This window comes from Bifidobacterium bifidum ATCC 29521 = JCM 1255 = DSM 20456 (genome assembly GCF_001025135.1).
Taxonomy (GTDB): Bacteria; Actinomycetota; Actinomycetes; order Actinomycetales; family Bifidobacteriaceae; genus Bifidobacterium; species Bifidobacterium bifidum.
In genome coordinates this window covers 1,949,183-1,971,278 of record NZ_AP012323.1, presented here as the reverse complement: position 1 = coordinate 1,971,278, position 22,096 = coordinate 1,949,183, and the positions used below count along the sequence as shown (strand labels likewise).

At 62.3% G+C, this 22,096-nt stretch carries 20 protein-coding genes and 1 tRNA gene; 13 read left to right on the top strand and 8 right to left on the bottom strand.

Annotation, left to right across the window (positions count from 1 at the left end; translation table 11 throughout):
* Positions 1 to 3 precede the first annotated feature (3 nt).
* The gene (locus BBBF_RS08285) at positions 4 to 759 is read left to right on the top strand and encodes a hypothetical protein (RefSeq protein WP_003818411.1); all 756 of its coding nucleotides are present in this window, start codon (positions 4 to 6) and stop codon (positions 757 to 759) included.
* Positions 760 to 1,236: 477 nt separating this feature from the next.
* Here the strand turns inward: BBBF_RS08285 and BBBF_RS08280 are convergent, their stop codons facing one another.
* The 3 genes from BBBF_RS08280 to BBBF_RS08270 all read right to left on the bottom strand — a co-directional run bounded on the left by BBBF_RS08280 (position 1,237) and on the right by BBBF_RS08270 (position 5,475).
* Complete coding sequence (locus tag BBBF_RS08280) at positions 1,237 to 1,803, bottom strand: manganese efflux pump MntP (RefSeq protein WP_003814304.1); 567 nt, start codon at positions 1,801 to 1,803, stop codon at positions 1,237 to 1,239.
* 704 nt (positions 1,804 to 2,507) lie between these two features.
* A complete protein-coding gene (locus BBBF_RS08275; protein WP_003814306.1) occupies positions 2,508 to 3,002 on the bottom strand; it encodes an inorganic diphosphatase in 495 nt (164 codons plus the stop codon).
* A 166-nt stretch (positions 3,003 to 3,168) separates the two neighbouring features.
* A complete protein-coding gene (locus tag BBBF_RS08270; RefSeq protein ID WP_033510187.1) occupies positions 3,169 to 5,475 on the bottom strand; it encodes an alpha-1,4-glucan--maltose-1-phosphate maltosyltransferase in 2,307 nt (768 codons plus the stop codon).
* A 232-nt stretch (positions 5,476 to 5,707) separates the two neighbouring features.
* On the opposite strand from BBBF_RS08270, the gene BBBF_RS08265 reads away from it, so the two are divergent.
* Positions 5,708 to 7,981, top strand: a complete 2,274-nt coding sequence (locus tag BBBF_RS08265; protein ID WP_033510185.1) for a hypothetical protein — start codon at positions 5,708 to 5,710, stop codon at positions 7,979 to 7,981.
* Positions 7,982 to 8,131: 150 nt separating this feature from the next.
* Here BBBF_RS08265 and brnA read toward each other — a convergent pair whose 3' ends face one another.
* Both brnA and BBBF_RS08255 read right to left on the bottom strand, forming a co-directional pair.
* Positions 8,132 to 8,359, bottom strand: coding sequence for a type II toxin-antitoxin system BrnA family antitoxin (gene brnA / locus BBBF_RS08260; protein ID WP_033510194.1), 228 nt, complete (start codon positions 8,357 to 8,359; stop codon positions 8,132 to 8,134).
* A 34-nt stretch (positions 8,360 to 8,393) separates the two neighbouring features.
* Positions 8,394 to 8,591: a BrnT family toxin gene (locus BBBF_RS08255; protein WP_021648159.1), complete on the bottom strand. Its 198-nt coding sequence runs from the start codon at positions 8,589 to 8,591 to the stop codon at positions 8,394 to 8,396.
* 91 nt (positions 8,592 to 8,682) lie between these two features.
* Here BBBF_RS08255 and BBBF_RS10645 point away from each other — a divergent pair, with 91 nt between their 5' ends.
* Positions 8,683 to 9,045 carry a helix-turn-helix domain-containing protein gene (locus BBBF_RS10645; protein WP_003814313.1) on the top strand — a complete coding sequence of 121 codons (363 nt, stop codon included), beginning with the start codon at positions 8,683 to 8,685 and terminating at the stop codon, positions 9,043 to 9,045.
* Here the strand turns inward: BBBF_RS10645 and BBBF_RS08250 are convergent.
* Positions 9,002 to 9,078: transfer RNA gene (locus BBBF_RS08250), tRNA-Met, on the bottom strand. The two genes, BBBF_RS10645 and BBBF_RS08250, sit on opposite strands and share 44 nt — an antisense overlap.
* 167 nt (positions 9,079 to 9,245) lie before the next feature.
* Between BBBF_RS08250 and BBBF_RS08245 the strand changes: the two genes are divergently transcribed.
* The 10 genes from BBBF_RS08245 (at position 9,246) to nucS (ending at position 18,956) form a co-directional block, all read left to right on the top strand.
* Positions 9,246 to 10,280: a homoserine O-succinyltransferase gene (locus BBBF_RS08245; RefSeq protein ID WP_021648158.1), complete on the top strand. Its 1,035-nt coding sequence runs from the start codon at positions 9,246 to 9,248 to the stop codon at positions 10,278 to 10,280.
* A gap of 529 nt (positions 10,281 to 10,809) precedes the next feature.
* On the top strand, positions 10,810 to 11,622 hold the full coding sequence (gene atpB / locus BBBF_RS08240) for a F0F1 ATP synthase subunit A (RefSeq protein WP_003814317.1): 813 nt from the start codon (positions 10,810 to 10,812) through the stop codon (positions 11,620 to 11,622).
* 111 nt (positions 11,623 to 11,733) lie between these two features.
* The gene (gene atpE, locus BBBF_RS08235) at positions 11,734 to 11,964 is read left to right on the top strand and encodes an ATP synthase F0 subunit C (protein WP_003814320.1); all 231 of its coding nucleotides are present in this window, start codon (positions 11,734 to 11,736) and stop codon (positions 11,962 to 11,964) included.
* 53 nt (positions 11,965 to 12,017) lie between these two features.
* Positions 12,018 to 12,545: a F0F1 ATP synthase subunit B gene (locus tag BBBF_RS08230; protein ID WP_003819064.1), complete on the top strand. Its 528-nt coding sequence runs from the start codon at positions 12,018 to 12,020 to the stop codon at positions 12,543 to 12,545.
* Between the two features lie 29 nt (positions 12,546 to 12,574).
* Positions 12,575 to 13,402: a F0F1 ATP synthase subunit delta gene (locus tag BBBF_RS08225; RefSeq protein ID WP_021648157.1), complete on the top strand. Its 828-nt coding sequence runs from the start codon at positions 12,575 to 12,577 to the stop codon at positions 13,400 to 13,402.
* 73 nt (positions 13,403 to 13,475) lie between these two features.
* Positions 13,476 to 15,155, top strand: coding sequence for a F0F1 ATP synthase subunit alpha (gene atpA, locus BBBF_RS08220; protein ID WP_003814328.1), 1,680 nt, complete (start codon positions 13,476 to 13,478; stop codon positions 15,153 to 15,155).
* A gap of 3 nt (positions 15,156 to 15,158) precedes the next feature.
* Positions 15,159 to 16,097 (top strand): F0F1 ATP synthase subunit gamma, encoded by a 939-nt coding sequence (locus tag BBBF_RS08215; protein WP_003814331.1) that lies wholly within the window; start codon positions 15,159 to 15,161, stop codon positions 16,095 to 16,097.
* A gap of 8 nt (positions 16,098 to 16,105) precedes the next feature.
* Positions 16,106 to 17,590, top strand: a complete 1,485-nt coding sequence (gene atpD, locus BBBF_RS08210; RefSeq protein WP_021648156.1) for a F0F1 ATP synthase subunit beta — start codon at positions 16,106 to 16,108, stop codon at positions 17,588 to 17,590.
* Complete coding sequence (locus BBBF_RS08205) at positions 17,590 to 17,892, top strand: F0F1 ATP synthase subunit epsilon (RefSeq protein ID WP_003817785.1); 303 nt, start codon at positions 17,590 to 17,592, stop codon at positions 17,890 to 17,892. The genes atpD and BBBF_RS08205 overlap by 1 nt, the downstream gene beginning before the upstream one ends.
* Positions 17,893 to 18,254: 362 nt before the next feature.
* Positions 18,255 to 18,956: an endonuclease NucS gene (gene nucS / locus BBBF_RS08200; protein WP_013363923.1), complete on the top strand. Its 702-nt coding sequence runs from the start codon at positions 18,255 to 18,257 to the stop codon at positions 18,954 to 18,956.
* 167 nt (positions 18,957 to 19,123) lie between these two features.
* Here nucS and BBBF_RS08195 read toward each other — a convergent pair whose 3' ends face one another.
* Positions 19,124 to 19,942, bottom strand: a complete 819-nt coding sequence (locus BBBF_RS08195; RefSeq protein ID WP_003814340.1) for a PucR family transcriptional regulator — start codon at positions 19,940 to 19,942, stop codon at positions 19,124 to 19,126.
* A 30-nt stretch (positions 19,943 to 19,972) separates the two neighbouring features.
* A complete protein-coding gene (locus tag BBBF_RS08190) occupies positions 19,973 to 22,093 on the bottom strand; it encodes a DUF6020 family protein (RefSeq protein ID WP_013390273.1) in 2,121 nt (706 codons plus the stop codon).
* Positions 22,094 to 22,096: the final 3 nt, after the last annotated feature.

Genomic DNA, 22,096 nt, shown 5'->3' with positions numbered 1-22,096 from the left:
GTGATGACGATGGGCGACGGCGAACAGCGTACCGGAAGCTCGATTGGCCGCGTACTTGCGGTTCAGGCGGTGGCATACGTGGTGCTATTCGGCGTGACGGGCGTGCTGGAGTTCACGTTCGGGAACCAGGGCGGTGTGGCGCAAGGGGTTGCGATCGCGCTCGCCGTGGTGCTGCTCGTGCTATTCCAGGTTGGGTGGCCGTTCCGTGCCGGCATTGCCGACCGCCTGATCGGCGCGGTTGCGGGCGTGCTGTCGATTCTGTGCGCGCGGACGTCGTTGGCCAGCCAGCTGTTTTACCCCGCGTACGAGGGCGGGCGTCTTGCGGATGATGGACGTCTGGTGATGTATCAGCTGGTGCGTTGGGCGGCGTGCTTCGCGATACTGCTGATCGCGGCGACGATCATCGCGTTCGGCCGGCAGATGGTGCGCGCGGAGCGCAGCCACCTGATTCGCGCGCTGTCGCACTGCATGACGGGGGCCGTGGTCTCCGTCAGCGCCGCGGGATGGTGTTTTGTGCCCGATCTCATCGACATGGGCTCCGCGTCGCCGGATAACGGGCTGCTGACGAGATTCATCATCGTGGCCGCGGCGTTCGTGGTAGTGGCGGTGCTGTTCGCCGTATGCTCGGTGTCGTGGAGCCGCGAGGCGGATCCGGATCCGGCCGCTCCGGCGCCGTGGCTGGGTATCGGGCTGCTGCCGGTGATGCTCAGCGGTCTGCTCGTGTTCGCCGCGTCATTCGTCATGCAGCTGATCTTCTGATATTTGACGGTTTTCTTCGGCGGGGAATATTGGTCTTCGCCAGTATGCGATGCGGGGAGTCGGGATTCGGCATCGTTGCCGGGGCTTTCCCGCATGTGGGTATGAAGAGGGTGTGCGCCTGTTGGGCTTTGTTTTCGTCAAGAACCAAGCAGGGCAATAGGGAGTCCGTACCCGTCATTCAGCCAACGCGCTTCTTTCTTTCGGTCGGTGGAGTTCGTCGGCGAAAGGTCGCCATCATGAGCGGCCTGATCGAGACGGTCGCCACGGACCGCCCTCCGGCGACCGGCTCGCATGGAGGAGCCTGGGTCGAGGACCTCGGCTGCGCGCAATGACGCACACGCGGGGAAGACATGTCCCCTTGGGCGCTACGACGAAATCCGCACCGGCAAGACGATGGCCTCATCGTCCCGGCAATATCCAAACACGGAAAGTCCCGAACACGGACGCTGACAGCCGCATATTTTCAGTCTCGTTGCGTTACCATGCTATGAAGCCAAGGTGCTCAAGCAGCACCTTAAGACCGATGAGCACGAGCACGGCACCGCCGGCGATCTGCGCCGGCTTCTGCCAGCGTGCGCCAAACACGCGGCCGATATACAGGCCGGCAGCGGAGAACGCGCCGGTCACCACGCCGATGACGATCACCGAAAACCAGATGTTGACCTGCATGAATGCGAAGCTCACGCCGACGGCGAACGCATCGATGCTACACGCCACCGCGAGCGGCAGCATATGGCGCCAGTCGAACTGGGCCGTCTCCCGGCTGTTCTCCTCTTCCTCGCCGAACGCCTCGCGGATCATGTTGCCGCCGATGAACGCGAGCAGCGCGAAAATGATCCAATGATCAACCGCGGTGACGTATTTGCTGAACGTGTTGGCCGCGAAAAAGCCCAGAAGCGGGAACAATGCCTGGAAGCCGCCGAACCACAATGCGGTCTTGATGACGTCGACCGGCCGCACGCGCGTGACGGTCAACCCCTTTCCGATCGAGACGGCGAAAGCGTCCATGGCGACGGATACGGAAATAAGCAGTATCTCAATCATAGCTGGAACATAAAGGTTCATCCCGCCGGCTTCCCCGGGGGATGGGCCTCGACGGATAAACCGCCTACGCCTAGGGGGCACGGACTTTGAGAACTGCCGGGCCAGCAAGCCGGCTTTGAATCCAAGCGAATGCTGTTCGCAAGTCGTGAAAACTACAAGGCACTACTGTAACACAACATCGCCCCGCTGGCGGGACGAGCCGTGAAGCAAACAGCGGAATCTGTTTGTAGGCGAGCCAGAAAGCTGTGGTCGATAAGATAATATAATGCCCCCGCTGGCGGGGGCTGTCACGGAGCGACTGGGGGTGGTCGTGGCACTTAAGCCCCCAGTCAGCCGATGGCTGACAGCCCCCGCCAGCGGAGGCGGAAGCGAAGCAAATCACTTCGACGCGTTCGCGAGACGCTCGCGCGCCTCCTTGATTTCCTTCTCGGCAACGGTCCTGCAATTGAGGACGGCCTTCGGCCGGCTCATGGTTGGCTCGGTCGCTGTCGCGTCCTCGCACGTTGCCGCCGGACAGCTTACCGGGCTGTCCTGAAGCAAATCACTTCGACGCGTTCGCGAGACGCTCGCGCGCCTCCTTGATTTCCTTCTCGGCAACGGTCCTGCAATTGAGGACGGCCTTCGGCCGGCTCATGGTTGGCTCGGTCGCTGTCGCGTCCTCGCACGTTGCCGCCGGACAGCTTACCGGGCTGTCCTGAAGCAAATCACTTCGACGCGTTCGCGAGACGCTCGCGCGCCTCCTTGATTTCCTTCTCGGCAACGTCCGCGCCGGTCCAGTAGTCGCCGGGGAGGACTTCCTTGTTGGGTTCCAGGGCCTTGTACTGCTCGAAGAAGTGCTTGATCTCCTTGAGGTGGTACTCGTTGACGTCGTTGACGTCCTTGATGTCGTCGTAGCGCACGTCGGCGGGCACGCACAGCACCTTGTCGTCGCCGCCCTCTTCGTCTTCCATGTGGTACAGGCCGACGGCGCGGCACTCGATGACGCAGCCCGGGAACACGGAGTTCTTGACCATCACCAGCGCGTCCAGCGGATCGCCGTCCTCGCCGAGCGTGCCTTCGATGTAGCCGTAGTCGTCCGGGTAGCCCATGGCGGTGAACAGCTCACGGTCCAGGGTGATGCGGCCGGTCTCCTGGTCGACTTCGTACTTGTTCTTGGAACCACGCGGGATTTCAACGAGAACGTTGAACGTTTCTGCCATGATATTGCTCCTTAGAGTCGATTGACATAATCACACTCCACAATACCCCGTCGTACGCCGGAAGCGCCACGATTTCGCCCAAAAACGCAGATGGGGCCCGTCGCCGAAACGACGGGCCCCATCACCGAAACGGTCAGCCTGCCGGCCGCGCGTCCCTCATGCGTTCTCAGTCCTCATGCACCACGGTGAAGATGTGCGCCACATCGGCCCACGGTGCCAACGAGACGAAGTTGTCCCAGCTCCACGCGAAGTCGCGGCCGGTCAGCTCGTCGTGTATGTGCGCACCCCACTTCGGATCGATGCCATAGTCGGGCAGCTCCAGATGCACCATGGCCTGATGCGCCTCGTGACCGTCCAGGTTCACCACCACGATCAGCGTCTCCGGCTTGTCGGTGCCGGTCAGTTCGGCCGGTGTGTGGCGGGCGAATGCGAGGATGTTCGGGTCGGAGGATTCCAGCACCGTCAGGTTGTGGTAGCTGAACACCTTCGGATGCTCGCGGCGGACGCGGTTCAGGTTGGTCAGCAGCTCGGCGATGCCGTACTTGTCGGCGGCCGACCAGTCGCGCACCTTGACCTCGTACTTCTCGTTGTCGATCTGCTCCTCGAAACCGGGGCGCTGCTTGTTCTCGATCAGCTCGAAGCCGTTGTAGATGCCCCAGCTCGGGCTGCCCATCGCGGCGAGCACCGCGCGCACAGCGTGGCCGGCGATGCCGTTGTCGCGCACGTAGGCGGTGAGGATGTCCGGCGTGGTGGGCCAGAACGTGTTGTGCTGGTAGTAGCCGTCGTCGCCGTTCGTGGTCTCCAGGTACTTGCCCAGCTCCTCCTTGGTGTTGCGCCACGGGAAGTAGCAGTGCGACTGCGTGAATCCAACGTAGCTCAGCGCGCGCATCATGCCCGGGCGGGTGAACGCCTCGGCCAGGAACAGGATCTCCGGGTGCTTCTTGGTGACCGCCGCGATGACGTCCTGCCAGAAGCGCACCGGCTTGGTGTGGGGGTTGTCGATGCGGAAGATCGTCACGCCGGCGTTGATCCACAGTTCGAGAACACGCTCGACTTCCTTCTCGATGCCGGGCATGTCGGCGTTGAAGTCGATCGGGTAGATGTCCTGATACTTCTTCGGCGGGTTCTCCGCGAAGGCGATGGAGCCGTCCGGCTTGTGGTGGAACCAATCCGGGTGCTGCTTGACCCACGGGTGGTCGGGCGAGCACTGCAGCGCGAAGTCGAGCGCGATTTCCAGACCCAGCTCGTGGGCCTTGGCGACGAGCGCCTTGAAATCGTCCATGTTGCCGAGCAGCGGGTCGACGGTGTCATGCCCGCCCAGCTCGGAACCGATGCCGAACGGCGAGCCCGGATCGTCGGGGCCGGCCTCCAGCGCGTTGTTGCGTCCCTTGCGGTTCGTCTTGCCGATCGGGAAGATCGGCGGCAGGTACACGATGTCGAAGCCTTCGGCCTTGGCGCGTTCCAGGCCGGACACCGACGTCTTGAGCGTGCCCTGGACGATCTTGCCGGTCTCCGGGTCGACGTAGGCGCCCTCGGAACGCGGGAAGAACTGGTACCATGCGGCGAAGCTGGATTCCGGACGCTGCACGAGGAAACGCTGGGGCTGGCTGGGCGAGACGCCGTCGCGCAGCGGGTTGGTCAGATGCAGCTGGGCGACCGGTTCGCTGGTCGCCGCGGCGAGACGGTCCTCGGGTGTAAGCGATGTGTCCTTCATGGTGGCGGCAGCGGCGACGAGCATCTTTCGCTGCGCGGCGCTCAGCTTGGCGTCGGCGGTCTTCGCCCAGCGTTCCAGCAATTGCGCGCCGGATTCAAGGGCGTTCTCGACGTCGTCGTTGACCTTGACTTTGATGGCCGCGTCATGCAGCCAGGACTTGTAGGTGTCCTCCCATCCTTCGACGGTGACGCTCCATTCGCCCAGCTGGCGCTTGATGGCGGCGAATTCGGGCTGCCACGGCTTGACGTCGCTGTGCTCGCCGCAGGTGAGCATGACCTCCCAGCGGTCGAGGCCGGGGTTGGTGCAGGTCATCGGCAGACGCTGCATCTCCTTGCCGCGGTGGTTGCGCACGATGGCGGTGGCACCGACTTTGGTGCGGCCTTCGATGAAGACCTGCGCGGTGACCTTGAACGGTTCGCCCAGCTCGACACGGGCGGGGAAACGGCCGGATTCCTCGTTCGGCGTCACGTCCATGACGGCGATGCGTCCGAACTGTGACGGGTCTGCGACGGGAATGGACTGCGCGGGGACCTCACCGTTGGCGACGGCGGCCGCAGTGGCGGCTTTCGTCGTTCTGGAGGCGCGAGGCGTCTTGGCCGTCGTGCGCTTGCGCGGCGAGGTGGTACGTGATGTGGACTGCTTGCCCGACGAAGTGCGACGGGTTGCGGATTTCGCTTCGGTCTTGTCGTCCGAATGCGATGTGGCTGATCGAGATGAACTACTGCTAAGCGCTGACGCGCCTTTCTTTTCTTCTGCCATACCGCCCATTGTATACGGCTGATGGCCAATGGGCGATTGTGGATAACCCTCTGTCTTATATGCCGAGAACCGCCAAATGTGGATAACTGCCGTGGGGAGTTATCCACAACACGCCGAAGGGGGATAGCCTTCGACCACATTGCCTGAAATCCGGTGGCCGACGGCGTCCGGCATGGCATGGTGTCATCAACCGCCCATCGTGGACGCGGCGGGATTTCAGGAAGGGAATATCATGAACATGGTTGTATTCAGGCGATGTCAGTCCGCGCTGGGGGTCGCGGCCGTCATGGCTCTCGCATTGGTGGCCTCGCTGGTGTTTGCCGCCATGCCGGCCGCGGCGGTGACGTTGAGCAGGGCGGATGCCGGCACGTTTCTGCGCTATGAGCATGGCGGCGAGCAGGTCATCGGCGTCATGGCGAAGGATTCGACGAACAACTATTACTGCATCGAGGCTGACGAACGCGTCGAATACCAGCTGGGGGAGAGCGTCAAGCTGCGCGACGACGACACCGCGCGCCGGCTCGGCTGGCTGATGGACCATTATCGCGACGGGACGGCCGCGGAGCATGCGGCAATCGCGGTGCTGGCCCATGATCTGCTGGACCTGAAGCCGGACACGTGGAAATCCCGGCGCGTGTCCGTCATGCGCGACAATCCGACGCTGCGGCGCAAGGTAGAGCAGATGTGGGAGGAGGCGGGATCCAACGCCCCGGCGAATGCGACGGTGACGCGTACATACGCCGAAGGCACGCGGACCGGGCGTGTCACGGTGTCGGTGACCAATGCGCAGGGGAAGACGATCGCCGGGATCAGATACGCCGCGACGCTGAACGGTCCGGCGGTGTTCGCGAACGGGAGCGCGACGGTGACCGGGATATCCGGGGCGGAGCCGATCGTGTACTCGTGGAAGGCGACCGGCGAGGGTGAAGTGAAGGCGAGTGTGGCATATGACCGCAAGCAGGTGGACGTGTTCGCAGTCGCGGGAGGCCAGGATCTGGTGCGTTACGGCGGCTCTTCGCAGGTGAGCGGCAAGGCGGTGAATTTCTCGGTCCGCAAGGAGTTCGTGCCCACACTGGGCACCGCCGTCGCGGCCAAGGTGGTCGACGCCGGGCAGCCGGTCGTGGATACCGTCACATCCGGGGTGGATGACGGCGATTCCTGGGCGTCCGGATTGGAGTTGCGGGCGTCCGGATGGTATTTCGACGGGCTCGTCGTGGGCGATCTGTCCGAGCCGGTCATGCCTGGTGCCGACGAGACGGCGAAGGAGTTCATCGCGAGGCTGGGCACAATGGGATTCCGGCCGTCCGCTTATGGCGAGGCGTCGTTCACTGCTCCCGGGCAGCGCGTGGATGTGAGAGCAACGGCCGAGCCGGGCGGCGACGCGGCGTATGAGGCGCCGCGAGGTGGAGGATTCGGCACATGGGTGTGGGCGTTCGAAGTCGAGAAGTTGAGCGATACTGCGCGACAATATATAGGTAAGGATGTGGTCAGCGGGTTCCTGGAATACACGGAGACGAATTCGAACCGTGCTCGGGTGAGTGTGGAATCTACGGTCACGGAGCATACCGGCGTGGTTGGTTCCGAACTGAGCGACACCATTACGGTCGACGGATTCCCCGATGATCACGGATCCTTTGACGGCAATGTCAAGCTTGGCATCGGCGCTGACCGGGCGATGGCGCAGGTGAGCGTGTGGTGGGCGGGCGATCCGAATGATTCCGCCGGCGACGAGGCGTACCGGCCTCAGGGGGAGACGCCGCCGGCCGAGGACAGCAATCACCGGTTGATTGGCGTGTGGGATTATCCGGCGGTCAACGGGCGTATCCGAGTGGGCGCCGGGGTGCCGGACGCTCATGGCGATCCGGTGCACATCGTGGCCGAATCGCATGGATGGTACGTGTTCGTTTGGAGCTTCGACGGCGATGACCGGGTGATGCCGGCGTCCAGCGCATACGATGACGCGTGGGAGCGCGTGCGCATATGGGATGTGGCACGGCCGCGCAAGCCGGCGCTGACCACGCAGGTGGAGCCGGACATTGTGCGGGTCGATGAGCCGTTCCGCGATACGGCGCGGATTGTGGGCGATGTGCCCGAAGGGGCCTATGTGACGTTCACGGCGTACGAGGCGGTGGAGGAAGGGGCGGTGCCCGGCATGAACGGCGTGCTGCTTGACGAGGCCCGCGCCGAAGTGGACCATACGCTGTTCGAGCAGACGATCGTCAGTCCGCAGGTGCGCTCGCCGAAGGCGGGACTGGTGTATTGGAGAGCGTCGCTTCGCTCGCGTGACGGTGATGTGCTGGTTTCGCATGAGCTCGGCGTCGAAGGGGAGACCGTAACCGTCGAAGCGCCTGATGATCCACCCGCTGAGCCGAAGGCGGATCCAGAGCCCGAGAAGCCGGTGCTGTCTCATACCGGTGCGGGGGTCGTCGCCATCATCGTCGTCGGATCCGGAGCCGCCGCGGCCGCCATCGGTGCCCTGGCCTTCCGCCGCCGATCCCGTCGCTGACGCTGCCGCTGGCGAAGGTTGTCTAGCGAGACCGGGGGATGGTTTGAGGCACTTGAGAAAGGCGCAATAGAACAGGAAGGCTAGGAATCTTGTAATTCCTAGCCTTCTATTTGGCATGGATTTGAACCATGGGCCTCAATGGTATATGGGTCAGGCGTGGGCGTTTTCGCGACGTCGCATGGTGCGCAACCGGTCGGCGACCCATGTATTGACGACGGCGTTGCGGCTGATTGCCAGCTCGGCGGCTTCCTCGTCCAGTTCGCTGACCGTCCATGCGGGCATCGTCAGCGTGATTCGCTTCTCCAGCGGGGGATGATGTTCGACTACGGGATTGCCGAGATCGACATAGCTGAGGATGTCGTCGCCGTTGTCGAACATCTCCTCAAGCTGGTCGCTGGTGATCGCCTTGGCATCATTTTTTGCTTTCATGGCATGCCTCCTTGTTCTTGCGCGATCGGCGCACGGATATGATGCGGATGCGCTTGCCGCGTTTGGTTGTAATCGCCGTCCAATGCCTGCCGTCGATCATCCTGAGCACGATGTGGCGCACATCGTCGTTTCCGGGATTCGGGGCGGTCAGCGTCACTGGAGGCGTCGAGCCGGTCGACAAGATCGCGGCCTTCCGCGTACTACGATCAGGGTTTTGATTCTCGACTCCATATTAGTTATATACAAATCAGTTTTATGTATGGATAAAAGATATGTGTAACAATATCATGGTTTGTAAATTCCTAATCCAAGACTTGAAAGTAAGTCTATGCATTGCTAATCTAGTTCACATGACTGCAGTGATGGTCTCGCCGGCGTTAAAGGCGCAGAAGCAAGAGCTGAGCCTTCAGGATCGCGTTACATACAACATGAAGGTTCTTATCGCCATTCGACAGACCTCTCAGAAGGATCTGGCGCAGGCTATGGGAATTGCCGCACCGACTCTATCCCAGAAGTTCAGTGGGCGCACCCGATGGAACATGGATGATATAGAAAAAGCCTCCGATTTCCTTGATGTGAAACCGGAGGCACTGGTAGCGGGGCATGGATTTGAACCATGGACCTCTGGGTTATGAGCCCAGCGAGCTACCGAGCTGCTCCACCCCGCGCCGGCTGTTTTCAAACAGCTCTATCTAAGATAGGGGAGAATGCGAGATTGTCAAATCGGCGTGTCGGATTTTTGCGCTGAGTGAAATGCCGGGATTGATAACCGGTCATAACTCATGGCGATAACCTGACGGCGTATCAATATCCCGGCCATTGCCATAATAAGAACATGCCTATCAAGATCCCAAGCGGCCTGCCCGCGCGTGCCATCCTCGACTCGGAACGCATCTTCGCCCTGGAGAAGCCCGAGGTGGAGCGCCAGCGTGTGCGACCGCTCAAATTGGTGATCCTGAATCTGATGCCCAAGAAGGTCGAAACCGAGACGCAGCTGCTGCGCCTGATCTCCAAATCGCCGCTGCAGGTCGAAATCGACTTCATGAAGACATCCACCCATGAACCGACCCATGTCAGTCACGATCATCTGGTCAAGTTCTATGAGACGCTGGATGCCTTCCGCGACAACTACTATGACGGTTTCGTCGTCACCGGAGCCCCGGTCGAGCACCTGCCGTTCGACCAGGTCGATTACTGGGACGAGTTCAAGTCGATTCTCGACTGGGCGAGCACCCATGTGTTCTCCACCATGTACCTGTGCTGGGGCGCGATGGGGGCGCTCAACTACCGGTATGGCGTGCGCAAGGTTGACCTGCCGGAGAAGATATTCGGGGTGTTCCCGCAGTACCTGCAGGACGAGTACTGCTTCCTGACCAATGGTTTCGACGAGATTGCACTGCAGCCGCACTCCCGTCTGGCGGGTGTGAACGAGGCCGACGTGGCGGCGAATCCCGACTTGCAAGTGCTCACTTGGGGTCCGCAGTCCGGGCCTGGCCTGATCGCCACTCGCGATTTCTCCGAAGTGTTCGCTCTCGGCCATTGGGAGTACGGCAAGACGACGCTCCAGGAGGAGTACGAGCGCGACATGGCGAAGGGGATGAGCAACGTCCCGTTCCCGCACAACTACTTCCCGCATGACGATCCGCACCTTGAGCCGTTGTTCGCATGGCGATCGCACGCGAATCTGCTGTGGCGCAATTGGCTGAACTGGGTGTATCAGACCACGCCGTACGATCTCACCGAAGTGCCCGGATTGCGGGCGGAGCGCCGGCTTGGCATCGATCGTTTCCGCCACGCGCCCGCCGGCCCGCGCAAGGACGATTTCTCACCGTTCGTCCATGACGACTACGGCGTGATACGTGGCGAATGATGGTTCTCGCCTGCGCTGCGGTCGTTTGACGGGGGTCTGGGACCATCCCGGTCGGCTCCCGTTGATGGTCTTTCGGATCTGGAGGGTGCAGATGACCTCGGAATCCCGCTGTAATTGGGCGGAGATTCGAGATTTGTTGCATTAGCACGGTTTGGTGTCCACATAGCGTACAAAAGAGGGCCATCGCCGTGCTCAATAGGTGGAATACCGCCTCTTTTGTCCATGCCTTATGAGCGGTGTTTAAAAAACAGTCCAAATAATGAGACAATGACCAATATGTTAACGCTCACGAATTTGGCGAAGAAACGCCGTACAGCCCTTGAAAAGTAAGGCGTGTTGCGTGTTGTCCAAGGTGGTCATAGGATAATCACTTAGTCATTCGGAGCGGAATGTCTGGGCAGGAGCTCCGGTTGGTCGGTCTTATGCCCGGGCAGCTTCGATAACGGCTGGACGGACGATATCCAAACGTCACATTCGCCTCAACCGTTGGGCTAAACTGACAGCTGATAATGAGAGCAGGAGGCGCGATATGGTAGATGCGGTCGGTACGGGCGCACTATTGGCGGCCGACAGCGGTCCCGAACTGCCAACGGTCAATGATTTTCTTCCTCCCGAGATCCTGTTCCAGGGGACCCCCTTCGCGATCAATCGCATCATATTGATCCGCATCGTGGCGACCGTGGTGCTTCTCGTGGTGCTCGGTATCACGGCGAAGCGCGCCAAGCTCATCCCCGGCCGCTGGCAAGGCGTGGTCGAGATGGGCATCGACTTCGTGCGCGACAGCGTCGTATATCAGGTCATGGGCGAGCTGCGCGGCAAGCGTTACGTGCCGATGATTTCGACGTTGTTCTTCACGATCTTCGTGTTCAACCTGTGCGGCATCATCCCCGGCATGAACATGGCGGCCACCGCCACAGTGGTCATGCCGCTGGTGTTCGCGGTCTGGGTGCTCATCCAGTACTGGATCACCGCAGCACGCGAGAAGGGCCTGTGGGGCTACATCCGCGACGAGTGCTTCCCCAAGGGGGTGCCGTGGCCGGTGTACATCCTGCTGGCGCCGATCCAGCTGTGCGAGCTGGTGCTGATCCGCCCCGCATCGCTGACCATCCGTCTGTTCGCCAACATGATCTCCGGGCACTTGCTCGTGGCATCCTGCCTGGCGTTTGCACAGTACTGGGTCATCGACGCGACCAATAAGCTTGCCGGCATCCCCGTCGGCGCGCTGTGGTTCGTCTTCGGTTTGGTGCTCACCCTGTTCGAGGCGTTCGTCGCCTTCCTGCAGGCCTACGTGTTCGCCATCCTCTCGACGGTGTACATCAGCATGAGCTACCCGGAGGAATGAGCCGCACCCGCGTGAGACTCACCACGGACAATACGAATACTTTGCAATTCCCGAGACAACTGAAGAAATTAACCAAGTTTTTTTAACGGTTACGTTAGAAAGGAAACAGAAATGGACATCATTACTCTCGCTCAGGTCACCGGCAGCCTTTCCGTCATCGGCTACGGCCTCGCGACCCTCGGCCCCGGCCTCGGCCTGGGCATCCTGTTCGGCAAGGCGATGGAGTCCACCGCCCGTCAGCCCGAGGTGAGCGGCAAGATCCAGATGATCATGTTCATCGGCCTCGCACTGGTCGAGGTGCTGGGTCTGCTCGGCTTCGTGGCCGCCCTGATCGTTAAGTGAGACGACAGGCGACGATTCACACGTTTATTCGACATTGAAAGGAGGGCTTCATGATGACAATAGCCGCAAGTGACGGCCTCAAGCTGTTCATTCCGCAGGTCTACGACATCGTGTGGTCCCTGATCATCCTTGTCATCGTCGCGCTGTTCTTCCACAAGTTCTTCATGCCGAAATTCAACGCCATCTTCGATGAGCGTGCGGCGAAGATCGAAGGCAACATCGCCAAGGCAGAGCAGTCCAAGAAGGATGCCGACGCCGCCAAGAGCAAGTACGAGGCCCAGCTGAGCACCGCTCGCGTCGAAGCCTCCAAGATTCGTGACGACGCCCGTGCCGAAGCTTCCCACATCATCGCCGACGCACGCTCCCGCGCGGAGTCCGACGCCGCCCAGATCACCGCCAACGCGCAGCGCTCTATCGAGTCGCAGCAGCAGCAGGCGCTGGTCTCCCTCAAGGGCGAAGTCGGTACTCTTGCCACGGCCCTGGCCGGCAAGATTCTCGGTGCCAAGCTTGAAAGCGACGACGTGCAGTCCTCGATGATCGACAAGATGATCGACGACCTGGACACGAACGACAAGAAGTGATTCCGGCGTTCCGGAAAGGGAGGTGACCAATGCGAGGAGAGGCATCCCGCATCTCGGATCGCGTTTCGCGTGACGAGTTGGCGCCCAAGCTGCGCTCGACCGGCAAGGACGCATGGCGTATCGGCAACGAACTGTTCACGATCACCAACGTGCTTGACCACACCGTGCAGCTCGAACGCGCTCTCACCGATCCGTCACGTCCGGTCGACGACAAGATCGGCGTGCTCAAGGAGCTCATCGGTGCCCAGGCCCATCCCATGACCCTGGAGATCATGAGCGATCTGGTCGGTCGCAAATGGAGCCGTGCCGCGCACATCGCCAACGCCGTCGAAGACTTCGGCGTTGACGCCATGATGTACTACGCGGATGCCGCGGGCGTCACCCTGCGCGTGTCCGTGGAACTGGCCGAGCTGCATTCCGCGCTGCTCAACCTGCCGGTTCTGCGTTCGAAGCTCAATGACGACAGCGTACCCGCCAAGGCGCGCATCGATCTGCTGAACGCCGTGCTGGGCAAGACCGAGTTCAACGAGGTCACGCTCCGGCTGGCGGAACACGCCGTGTGCAACCCGCGCAACCGGCGCTATCTGGAGACCATCCAGTGGCTGATCAACAAGTTCTCGCGCCACATGGGCGAGTCGATGATTACCGTGACCACCGCGTCGCCGCTGAACATCGACCAGATCAAGCGACTGACCGACGTATATTCCGCGAAGCTCGACCATCCGGTGCACATCAACTCGGTCGTCGACCCCACGGTCCTCGGCGGCATGCGCATCCAGGTCGGCGACGAGGTCACGGACAACACCGTGGTCGCCCAGCTCCAGCAGCTGCACCGCACGGTAAAGGCGAAAGCCTGACGATACGGTTCCGGGCCGCGCCACACGCGGCGACGGAGCCCGACATGAAATTTTCCAACAATAAGGAGTGATCATGGCAGAACTTACCATTGATCCCGCCACGATACGCAAGGCGCTCGATGATTTCGTCGAGTCGTACAAGCCGAGTGACACCCCCACCCAGGAAGTGGGCTATGTCGCGACGGCCGGCGACGGCATTGCGCACGTGACGGGACTGCCTGGTTGCATGGCCAACGAGCTGCTGACCTTCGAGGACGGCACGCTCGGCCTGGCGTTCAATCTTGACGCCCGTGAGATCGGCGTGGTTATCCTCGGCGATTTCGCAGGCATCGAGGAAGGCCAGGAGGTCCGACGCACCGGCGAAGTGCTCTCCGTGCCCGTCGGCGACGGCTATCTCGGCCGCACCGTGGACCCGCTGGGCAACCCGATCGATGGTCTGGGTGAAATCAAGGGCATTGAAGGGCGTCGAATCCTCGAAGCCCAGGCTCCTGACGTTATGCACCGTCATCCCGTCGACGAACCGCTGTCCACCGGCCTGAAGGCCATCGACGCGATGACGCCGATCGGCCGCGGCCAGCGTCAGCTCATCATCGGAGACCGCCAGACCGGCAAGACCGCAATCGCGATCGACACCATCATCAACCAGAAGAAGAACTGGGAGACGGGCGACCCGAAGAAGCAGGTGCGCTGCATCTACGTGGCCATCGGTCAGAAGGGTTCGACCATCGCATCCGTGCGCCAGAGCCTCGAAGAGGCCGGTGCCATGGAGTACACCACCATCGTGGCCTCCCCGGCTTCCGATTCCGCAGGCTTCAAGTACATCGCGCCGTACACCGGCTCGGCCATCGGCCAGCACTGGATGTACCACGGCAAGCACGTGCTCATCGTCTTCGACGACCTGTCGAAGCAGGCCGAAGCCTACCGTTCGATCTCGCTGCTGCTGCGCCGCCCGCCGGGGCGTGAAGCGTACCCTGGCGACGTCTTCTACCTGCATTCGCGTCTGCTCGAACGCTGCGCGAAGGTCTCCGACGATCTGGGCGGCGGTTCCATGACCGGCCTGCCGATCGTCGAGACCAAGGCGAACGACGTGTCCGCGTACATCCCGACCAACGTGATCTCCATCACCGACGGCCAGATCTTCCTGCAGTCCGATCTGTTCAACGCCAACCAGCGTCCCGCCGTGGACGTCGGCATCTCGGTCTCCCGAGTCGGTGGCGCCGCACAGACCAAGGCCCTGAAGAAGGTCTCCGGCACGCTGAAGATCTCGCTGGCGCAGTACCGTTCGCTGGAATCCTTCGCGATGTTCGCGTCTGATCTGGACGCCGCGTCCAAGAACCAGCTGAACCGTGGCTCGCACCTGACCGAGCTGCTCAAGCAGCCGCAGTTCTCGCCGTATTCGATGGAACAGGAAGTTGTCTCCGTGTGGGCCGGCACCCATGGCAAGATGGATGATCTGCCGCTGGGCGACGTGCTGCCGTTCGAGCACGCACTGCTCGATTACCTGGAGCACAGCACCGACATCCTCAAGACCATCCGTGAGACCGAGAACTTCACGCCTGACACCGAAGCCGCCTTGGACGAGGCCGTCGAAGCGTTCCGCGAGACGTACGTGACCAAGGCCGGCAAGCCGCTGGTCGTGAAGAAGTCCTCGACGCGCAAGCCCGTGCCCGTGGAGCAGGAGAAGATCATCGCCAAGGCCGACAAGCCCGCGCACGATCCGACCAAGCACCCGATGGCTGGAGAAAAGAAGTAGCCCATGGGATCGCAACTCGCATTGAAGGGCAGGATCGCCTCTACGGGATCGCTGGAGAAGATTTTCAACGCCCAGGAGATGATCGCGTCTTCGCATATCGCCAAGGCCCGTGACGTGGCCCTGAACGCGAAGCCGTACGCCGATGCGATTTTCGATGCCGTTCAGGCTGTGGTAGCCCACACCCGTATCACGCATCCGATTGTCAAGAAGGAGGAGGACAACCCCAAGGTTGCCGTCCTCGCCTTGACGGCGGATCGTGGCATGGCCGGCGCATACACCTCGTCGATCATCCGTGAGACCGAGGAACTGCTCACGCGACTCGACGACGCCGGCAAGCAGCCGGAACTCTACGTGTATGGCCGGCGCGGCGTGACGTACTACAAGTACCGCAACCGCGCAATCGCCGACACGTGGGAGGGGGATACCGACAAGCCGGGCGTTGAAATCGCCGAGGCCATCTCCAACGCACTGATGACCGCCTACATGAAGCCGGCCAGCCAGGGCGGGGTCTCCGAGCTCTACATCGTCTACACCGAGTTCATCAACATGGTGGTGCAGAAGGTGCGCGTGCTGCGTATGCTTCCCGTCGAAGTGGTCGAGGCCAAGGTCGAATCCGGCCCGGGCATGTCGCGCGAGAGCGAGGGCGACAACGCCGCCAGCTCCAAGGTGCGCCCGTTGTACCGTTTCGAGCCCAGCCTGGACAAGGTGATGGATGCCATCCTGCCGAAGTACATCCAGTCGCGTATTCACGAATGCCTGCTGGAGGCGGCCGCGTCCGAGACCGCGAGCAGGCAGAACGCCATGCACACGGCGACGGAGAACGCGCGTAACCTGATCGACTCGCTGACCCGTAAGATGAACGCCTCCCGTCAGGCGTCCATCACCCAGGAACTTACCGAAATCATCGGCAGCGCCGACGCGCTGAACACAAAGGAAGAGTAGGAACGCATATGGCTGACAATCAGACCACAGCGGCTCCCGAGACGGCTGCAGAGCCGATCAATGGACGTGTGACGCGTATCCAGGGTTCGGTTATCGACGTCGAATTCCCGGTGGGCCACCTGCCCGATATCTACAACGCCCTGACCGTCGAGCTGACCAACACCGGCGCTCGCGAGGAAGGCGAGACCGCGCACACGATCACGCTTGAGGTCGAGCAGCACCTTGGCGACTCCACCGTGCGCGCCGTGGCCCTGAAGCCCACCGACGGCCTCGTCCGCGGCGCTTCGGTGCACGACACAGGCAGCTCGATTTCCGTGCCCGTCGGCGACGTGACCCTGGGCCACGTGTTCGACGTGACCGGTCACGTGCTGAACAAGAAGGCCGACGAGACCATCAAGGTCACCGAACGCTGGCCCATCCACCGCAAGCCGCCGGCATTCGACCAGCTGGAGTCCAAGACCCAGATGTTCGAAACCGGCATCAAGGTCATCGATCTGCTGACCCCGTACGTGCAGGGCGGCAAGATCGGTCTGTTCGGTGGTGCAGGCGTCGGCAAGACCGTGCTGATCCAGGAGATGATCCAGCGCGTCGCCCAGAACCACGGCGGCGTGTCCGTGTTCGCCGGCGTCGGCGAGCGTACCCGTGAGGGCAACGACCTCATCGGCGAGATGGGCGAGGCCGGCGTTCTGGAGAAGACCGCACTGGTCTTCGGCCAGATGGATGAGCAGCCGGGCACCCGTCTGCGCGTCCCGCTGACCGCACTGACCATGGCCGAGTACTTCCGCGACGTGCAGAACCAGGACGTGCTGTTGTTCATCGACAACATCTTCCGCTTCACGCAGGCCGGCTCCGAGGTCTCCACGCTGCTGGGCCGCATGCCCTCCGCCGTGGGTTACCAGCCGAACCTGGCCGACGAGATGGGCTCCCTCCAGGAGCGCATCACCTCGACCCGAGGCCACTCCATCACCTCGCTGCAGGCCATCTACGTGCCCGCCGACGATTACACCGACCCGGCCCCGGCGACGACTTTCGCCCACCTGGACGCGACCACCGAGCTTTCTCGTGACATCGCATCCAAGGGCATCTACCCGGCCGTCGACCCGCTGAGCTCCACCTCGCGAATCCTTGATCCGCGTTACGTCGGCCAGGCCCACTACGACTGCGCCAACCGCGTCAAGGCCATTCTGCAGCGTAACAAGGAGCTGCAGGACATCATCGCCCTGATTGGTATCGACGAGCTTTCGGAAGAGGACAAGACCACCGTCAACCGCGCCCGCCGCATCGAGCAGTTCCTCGGCCAGAACTTCTACGTGGCCGAGAAATTCACCGGTCGTCCGGGCTCCTACGTGCCGGCCGACGAGACCATCGAGGCCTTCACCCGCATCTGCGACGGCGTTTACGACGACGTCCCGGAGCAGGCGTTCTCCGGCATCGGCGGCATCGACGACCTCGAAAAGAAGTGGCACGATCTGCAGAAGGAACTTGGTGAGTGATGGCTGAATCGTCAAAGGCCCTGATGCAGGTCAACATCGTCGCCGCCGATCACCCGGTGTGGCACGGCACGGCGAAGTCCGTCACCATCCCCGCCTCCGAAGGCGAGATGGGTATTCTGGCCGACCACGAGCCGGTGCTCACGGTGATCAAGGGAGGCACGGTTTCGGTCGTGGATCCCGCAGGCGAGCGCCATGCGTTCGAGGTCAGTGACGGATTCATCTCCTTCGATTTCAACAAGCTCACGGTTGCCGTCGAACGCGGCCGTGACGTGGTCCGCACTGAAGGACCCGGTATCGAATAGCGAGCTCTTCGGCACGGCAGCGGCTGTGCCGTTGCGCTCGCACTGGGCGTCGTCTGCATCCCGCAGGCGGCGCCCTTTTTGTGTTATCTACTCGGTGTTATCCCCCGTCAATGCCCGGCGCACTCCACCACTCCCGCCAAAATACGGGTTGAAATAGCCGAAATCCGCAATTCCCCGTGTGAAATCGCCGTTTTTGGATCCTGAAACGGCGATTTCACACGGGGAATTGCTCAAAGCGGCGATTTCAACCCGTATTTTGGCGTTCGATACGCTCGCGCTGTCGGCGCGGCCGTACGTTTCATGCCTGTTACTGGTCCGAGAGGCGCTCCCTCCCCTCCGCGCGTACTGTACACTGGTGTGACGTGCGCGTTATTGTTGCTGATTGCTCTGCTGAATATTCCGGTCGCCTCAGTGCGTCGCTTCCTCCCGCGAAGCGCGTTCTGCTCATAAAGGCCGACAACAGTCTGCTGATCTTCTCCGAACTCGGCTCATACAAGCCGCTCAACTGGATGGCTGCGCCCTGCACTTTGAAGGACGTCACCCCGGACTCTGTTGAGGACGCGGACGGGCCTGCCCCCGAGCATATCCTTCGCGTCTGCGCCGACAAGACCAGCGACGTCTTGGAAGTCTCCCTGTACCACGTCTACTCCGACACCACCTATGACCTCGGCATCGATCCCGGCCTCATCAAGGACGGCGTCGAAGACCACCTCCAGCGTTATCTCTCCGAACAGATCGACCGCATCGGCCCCGGTTCCAAGCTCATCCGCCGCGAATACCCCACCGCAATCGGCCCCGTCGACATCATGGCCCTCAACGCCGACGGCGAGCACGTCGCCATCGAGATCAAACGCCACGGCGGCATCGACGGCGTCGAGCAGCTCACCCGCTACTGCGAGCTCCTCAACCGCGACCCCCTCCTCGCCCCCGTCCACGGCATCTTCGCCGCCCAGACCATCACCCCTCAGGCCCGCGTCCTCGCCCAGGACCGCGGTTTCGAATGCCTCATCCTCGATTATGACGAGATGAAGGGTAGGGAAGATGATTCCCTTCGCCTCTTCTGAACACGCCTGAACACACCGCGATGGCGCGTTACCTGCGTTGCTCCTCAGTCGCGGTACCTTTATTACCGCTTCCTTCGGTGCGTCTTGGCACCGCGCGCATCGCGGCGTGTTCAGGGGTGTGTTGTGTGGTGGCGCGTTACCTGCATCGCTCCTCAGTCGCGGTGCGCTCAGGCGGTATGCATGCGGCCCAGGGCGATGGCGGTGCGTAACACGTAGGCCTCGCGCGCGTCGGCGGCGTCCCAGCCGGTGGTTTCGGCGGCCCGCTTCAAACGGTACCGCACCGTGTTCGGGTGTACGCTCAATTCCTTGGCCGTGGTCTCCAACGAGCCGCCGTTGCGCAGGAACGTGGACACGGTCTCCAAAGTAGGATCGTCCGGCCCCGCCGTCTGCAGACTGGCATATACCGTATTCACCAGCTCGTCCACGGCATCCTGATCCCCCAGCAGCGCCCGCTCAGGCAGCACGTCATCGGCACGCATCGGGCGCGGAACCTGCGGCAATGCGGGAGCCGCCGCAATCGCCGAACGGACCGCCTGCACCGTGCGGCAGGCACCCTCGACACCGCGGCGCAAAGGTCCCAGGCACACCGGCGCCTTCGTCGAGAACGCCGACAGCGTATTGGTACACGTTACATCGGGCGTCGCCGCCGCACGCGGCATGATCAGCGCCACGCACAGACCGTTCGTCGTCCCCGTCACGCACGGCCCGCCGCCCAGATCATGCACGGTCCTGCGGATCGCGGCCCTTGTGCCCGCCATCGTGTGCAACGGCTTGCCACCGATGGCAAAGCACAGAAAATCATCCGAAAAATCAAGAATCCCCAGAATCGCCGCGGCACGCTCATCCGCCAACCCATTGACCAGACACGCGAACGCCACCGATTCCAGTCGGGAATCGGCGTCATCCTGAGCGGAACCACTGCTCAGCAGGTCAAGGAAGTCAACGGAACCATGCTCCGTGTCGAAATCGGTCATACCGTCCAGCATAGCCGAACCGTCTGCAAGCGTCACCAGTCGTCACCGGATGTCCGCGTTGCGCCGCGCCCGCTGCGACTCCCGCCAGAACGTGAGCACCACGAATCCGAACACGAACGCCACCGGCAGCATATGTCGCTCGAAATTGTTCGCGGGCGCGGTGATCATCACGCCCATGAGCAGCAGCAGCGGCAGATGCATGACCAGTGTGCGCCACCGGCGAAGCACCACTTCGGCCGCGCCGATCAGCAGCGTCATCATCACATACAGGTTGCCGTGAGCCACCCATCCCAGCACCGGAATCTCACCGAACTGCTTTGCGCCCTCGGCGATGGACTGCCGCCACTCGCTGCACCAGTATTTGATCCACGTGGTCTGGTCTGTCACATAATCGCTGTTCACGTAGTAATCCATCGACACGTACGGCTGATCCATCGGGTTGAAATAGCCGAAGCACTTCGCCAGCAGCGCGTCGATGGCGGTGACGGGATCGGCCTTGACGATCTGCCACCAGGCGCTATTGAACCGGGCCATGTCCTCCTGTGTGACCGACCGCCAGCGGTAGCTTACCTTCTTCGACTGGATGCCGGACGACTTCACCGGGTCGGCATCCTGCGGCTGGTAGGCGTCGGCCATCTGATCGAGATTGAAGATCGGCGCGATCTCCTCCCTGGCGGACTGCGGTATGCTGCCCGGATTGCGCTTGGCGATGCGGGCGATCTGCTGCAGCTGGACGCCGTGGCTTTCGATCGGATCGCCGCTGATGATCGCACCGGTGCGGGTCAGCATCACGACGCCGCCATGCAGCACGATGACCGGCAGCAGCAACGCGACGACGTACGCCTTCCAGCGGCGATGGTCGGAAAGCAGCGCAAGAATCAGCTGCAGCACGATGATGTACCAAGCGTACTTCGCGCTCGCCAGCATCACCACGCAGGCCAGGATCAATGCGATAAGGCTGCGGCGGCGCAGCCTGACCACCTTGTCGCCCTTGCCTCGCCACGTACGGAACAGCTCGTACCACACGCCGAACGCCCACACGAACGAGAACGCGAACAGAGGCGATTTCGTCAGCGAGATCGTCGAGAACACCGCGAGCGGACAGCATAGGAAGAACAGGATAATCACCAGACGCGAGAACCATCCCGAGGCGCCTTCGGGCAGGCGTCCGTTCCCGGCACATGCCCGCGCCGCGAAGCCGGGGGAGGCGTACCCGCGCTCCGGATGCGTGAAATCAAGCATGACCAGTGCCATCAGCCCGCGTTCGGGATGCGTGAAGTCAATGCCGGCGCGGCGCGGCAGCCACGGCAAGTTGAAGAACCGGTTGGCGGTGGCGGCGCAGCAGAACGCGGCGAACAGGAACTGCGCGGATGACAGCACCACGAATCCGACATCGTTGGAATCGGTGAAATACCGGGAGACCGACAGCACGGCACCATACAGTACCGTCAGCACGATGTTGTGCTGATCGGTCAGGTACGTCGGATTCGACGGCCATATGTAGTGCGCGGTCGGATAGATGTCCATCGGCACGAATGAGAAGAATCCGATATACGGCTGATCCAGGCCGGTCCATTGGTTCCAGGCCCAGCTGAACTCGCGAGCCTGAGAGCGGATGTCGGCGCCGAACGCGGACAGCAGCGTCGTCGGCACCCAAAGCCAGCCGATGAACAGGATCAGTGCGATTTTCCACCACCGGTCGGTGGCACGTACGCATACCCGGGCGAGGAACCGTCCGGTCCGGCTGACCCACGAGCCGGGAGCGGATGCCAGGAGCCGCGCGGCCGCGCGACGTGCGCCCGCCGGAATCAGGCGCCGTGGATGCAGGCCGTTCTTGCCGCTGGACCAGCCGAACACCGGTATGCCGTTCGCCCAGCGAGTCATTGCGACCACGGCGGCGAATGGTACAAGGAATCCGACAACGGCAAACAACCAGTTCACCGCGCCGAAATCCGCGATCGAGGAGTCTGCCCAGTAGAGCGGCCCCACCGCCACGCACAAGGCGATCCACAGGCAGGCCGCGACGGCCAGCGTCCATCGCGCCACGGCCGCGAGACGCGCGAGGGCGATGCCGGTGGCGCGTCGTGACCTGCCGCCGCTGCCTCCGCGCCCGCCGCGGGCCGGGGTGGCGCTGGAGTGATCCGTGATGTGAGCTGTGGTCATGTC

Excerpts from the sequence above, each read along its gene's own strand:
- BBBF_RS08285 (WP_003818411.1), top strand. The coding sequence starts at position 4 with ATGACGATGGGCGACGGCGAACAGCGTACCGGAAGCTCGATTGGCCGC.
- BBBF_RS08280 (WP_003814304.1), bottom strand. The coding sequence starts at position 1,803 with ATGATTGAGATACTGCTTATTTCCGTATCCGTCGCCATGGACGCTTTC.
- BBBF_RS08275 (WP_003814306.1), bottom strand. The coding sequence starts at position 3,002 with ATGGCAGAAACGTTCAACGTTCTCGTTGAAATCCCGCGTGGTTCCAAG.
- BBBF_RS08270 (WP_033510187.1), bottom strand. The coding sequence starts at position 5,475 with ATGGCAGAAGAAAAGAAAGGCGCGTCAGCGCTTAGCAGTAGTTCATCT.
- BBBF_RS08265 (WP_033510185.1), top strand. The coding sequence starts at position 5,708 with ATGAACATGGTTGTATTCAGGCGATGTCAGTCCGCGCTGGGGGTCGCG.
- brnA (WP_033510194.1), bottom strand. The coding sequence starts at position 8,359 with ATGTTCGACAACGGCGACGACATCCTCAGCTATGTCGATCTCGGCAAT.
- BBBF_RS10645 (WP_003814313.1), top strand. The coding sequence starts at position 8,683 with ATGTGTAACAATATCATGGTTTGTAAATTCCTAATCCAAGACTTGAAA.
- BBBF_RS08245 (WP_021648158.1), top strand. The coding sequence starts at position 9,246 with ATGCCTATCAAGATCCCAAGCGGCCTGCCCGCGCGTGCCATCCTCGAC.
- atpB (WP_003814317.1), top strand. The coding sequence starts at position 10,810 with ATGGTAGATGCGGTCGGTACGGGCGCACTATTGGCGGCCGACAGCGGT.
- atpE (WP_003814320.1), top strand. The coding sequence starts at position 11,734 with ATGGACATCATTACTCTCGCTCAGGTCACCGGCAGCCTTTCCGTCATC.
- BBBF_RS08230 (WP_003819064.1), top strand. The coding sequence starts at position 12,018 with ATGACAATAGCCGCAAGTGACGGCCTCAAGCTGTTCATTCCGCAGGTC.
- BBBF_RS08225 (WP_021648157.1), top strand. The coding sequence starts at position 12,575 with ATGCGAGGAGAGGCATCCCGCATCTCGGATCGCGTTTCGCGTGACGAG.
- atpA (WP_003814328.1), top strand. The coding sequence starts at position 13,476 with ATGGCAGAACTTACCATTGATCCCGCCACGATACGCAAGGCGCTCGAT.
- BBBF_RS08215 (WP_003814331.1), top strand. The coding sequence starts at position 15,159 with ATGGGATCGCAACTCGCATTGAAGGGCAGGATCGCCTCTACGGGATCG.
- atpD (WP_021648156.1), top strand. The coding sequence starts at position 16,106 with ATGGCTGACAATCAGACCACAGCGGCTCCCGAGACGGCTGCAGAGCCG.
- BBBF_RS08205 (WP_003817785.1), top strand. The coding sequence starts at position 17,590 with ATGGCTGAATCGTCAAAGGCCCTGATGCAGGTCAACATCGTCGCCGCC.
- BBBF_RS08195 (WP_003814340.1), bottom strand. The coding sequence starts at position 19,942 with ATGCTGGACGGTATGACCGATTTCGACACGGAGCATGGTTCCGTTGAC.
- BBBF_RS08190 (WP_013390273.1), bottom strand. The coding sequence starts at position 22,093 with ATGACCACAGCTCACATCACGGATCACTCCAGCGCCACCCCGGCCCGC.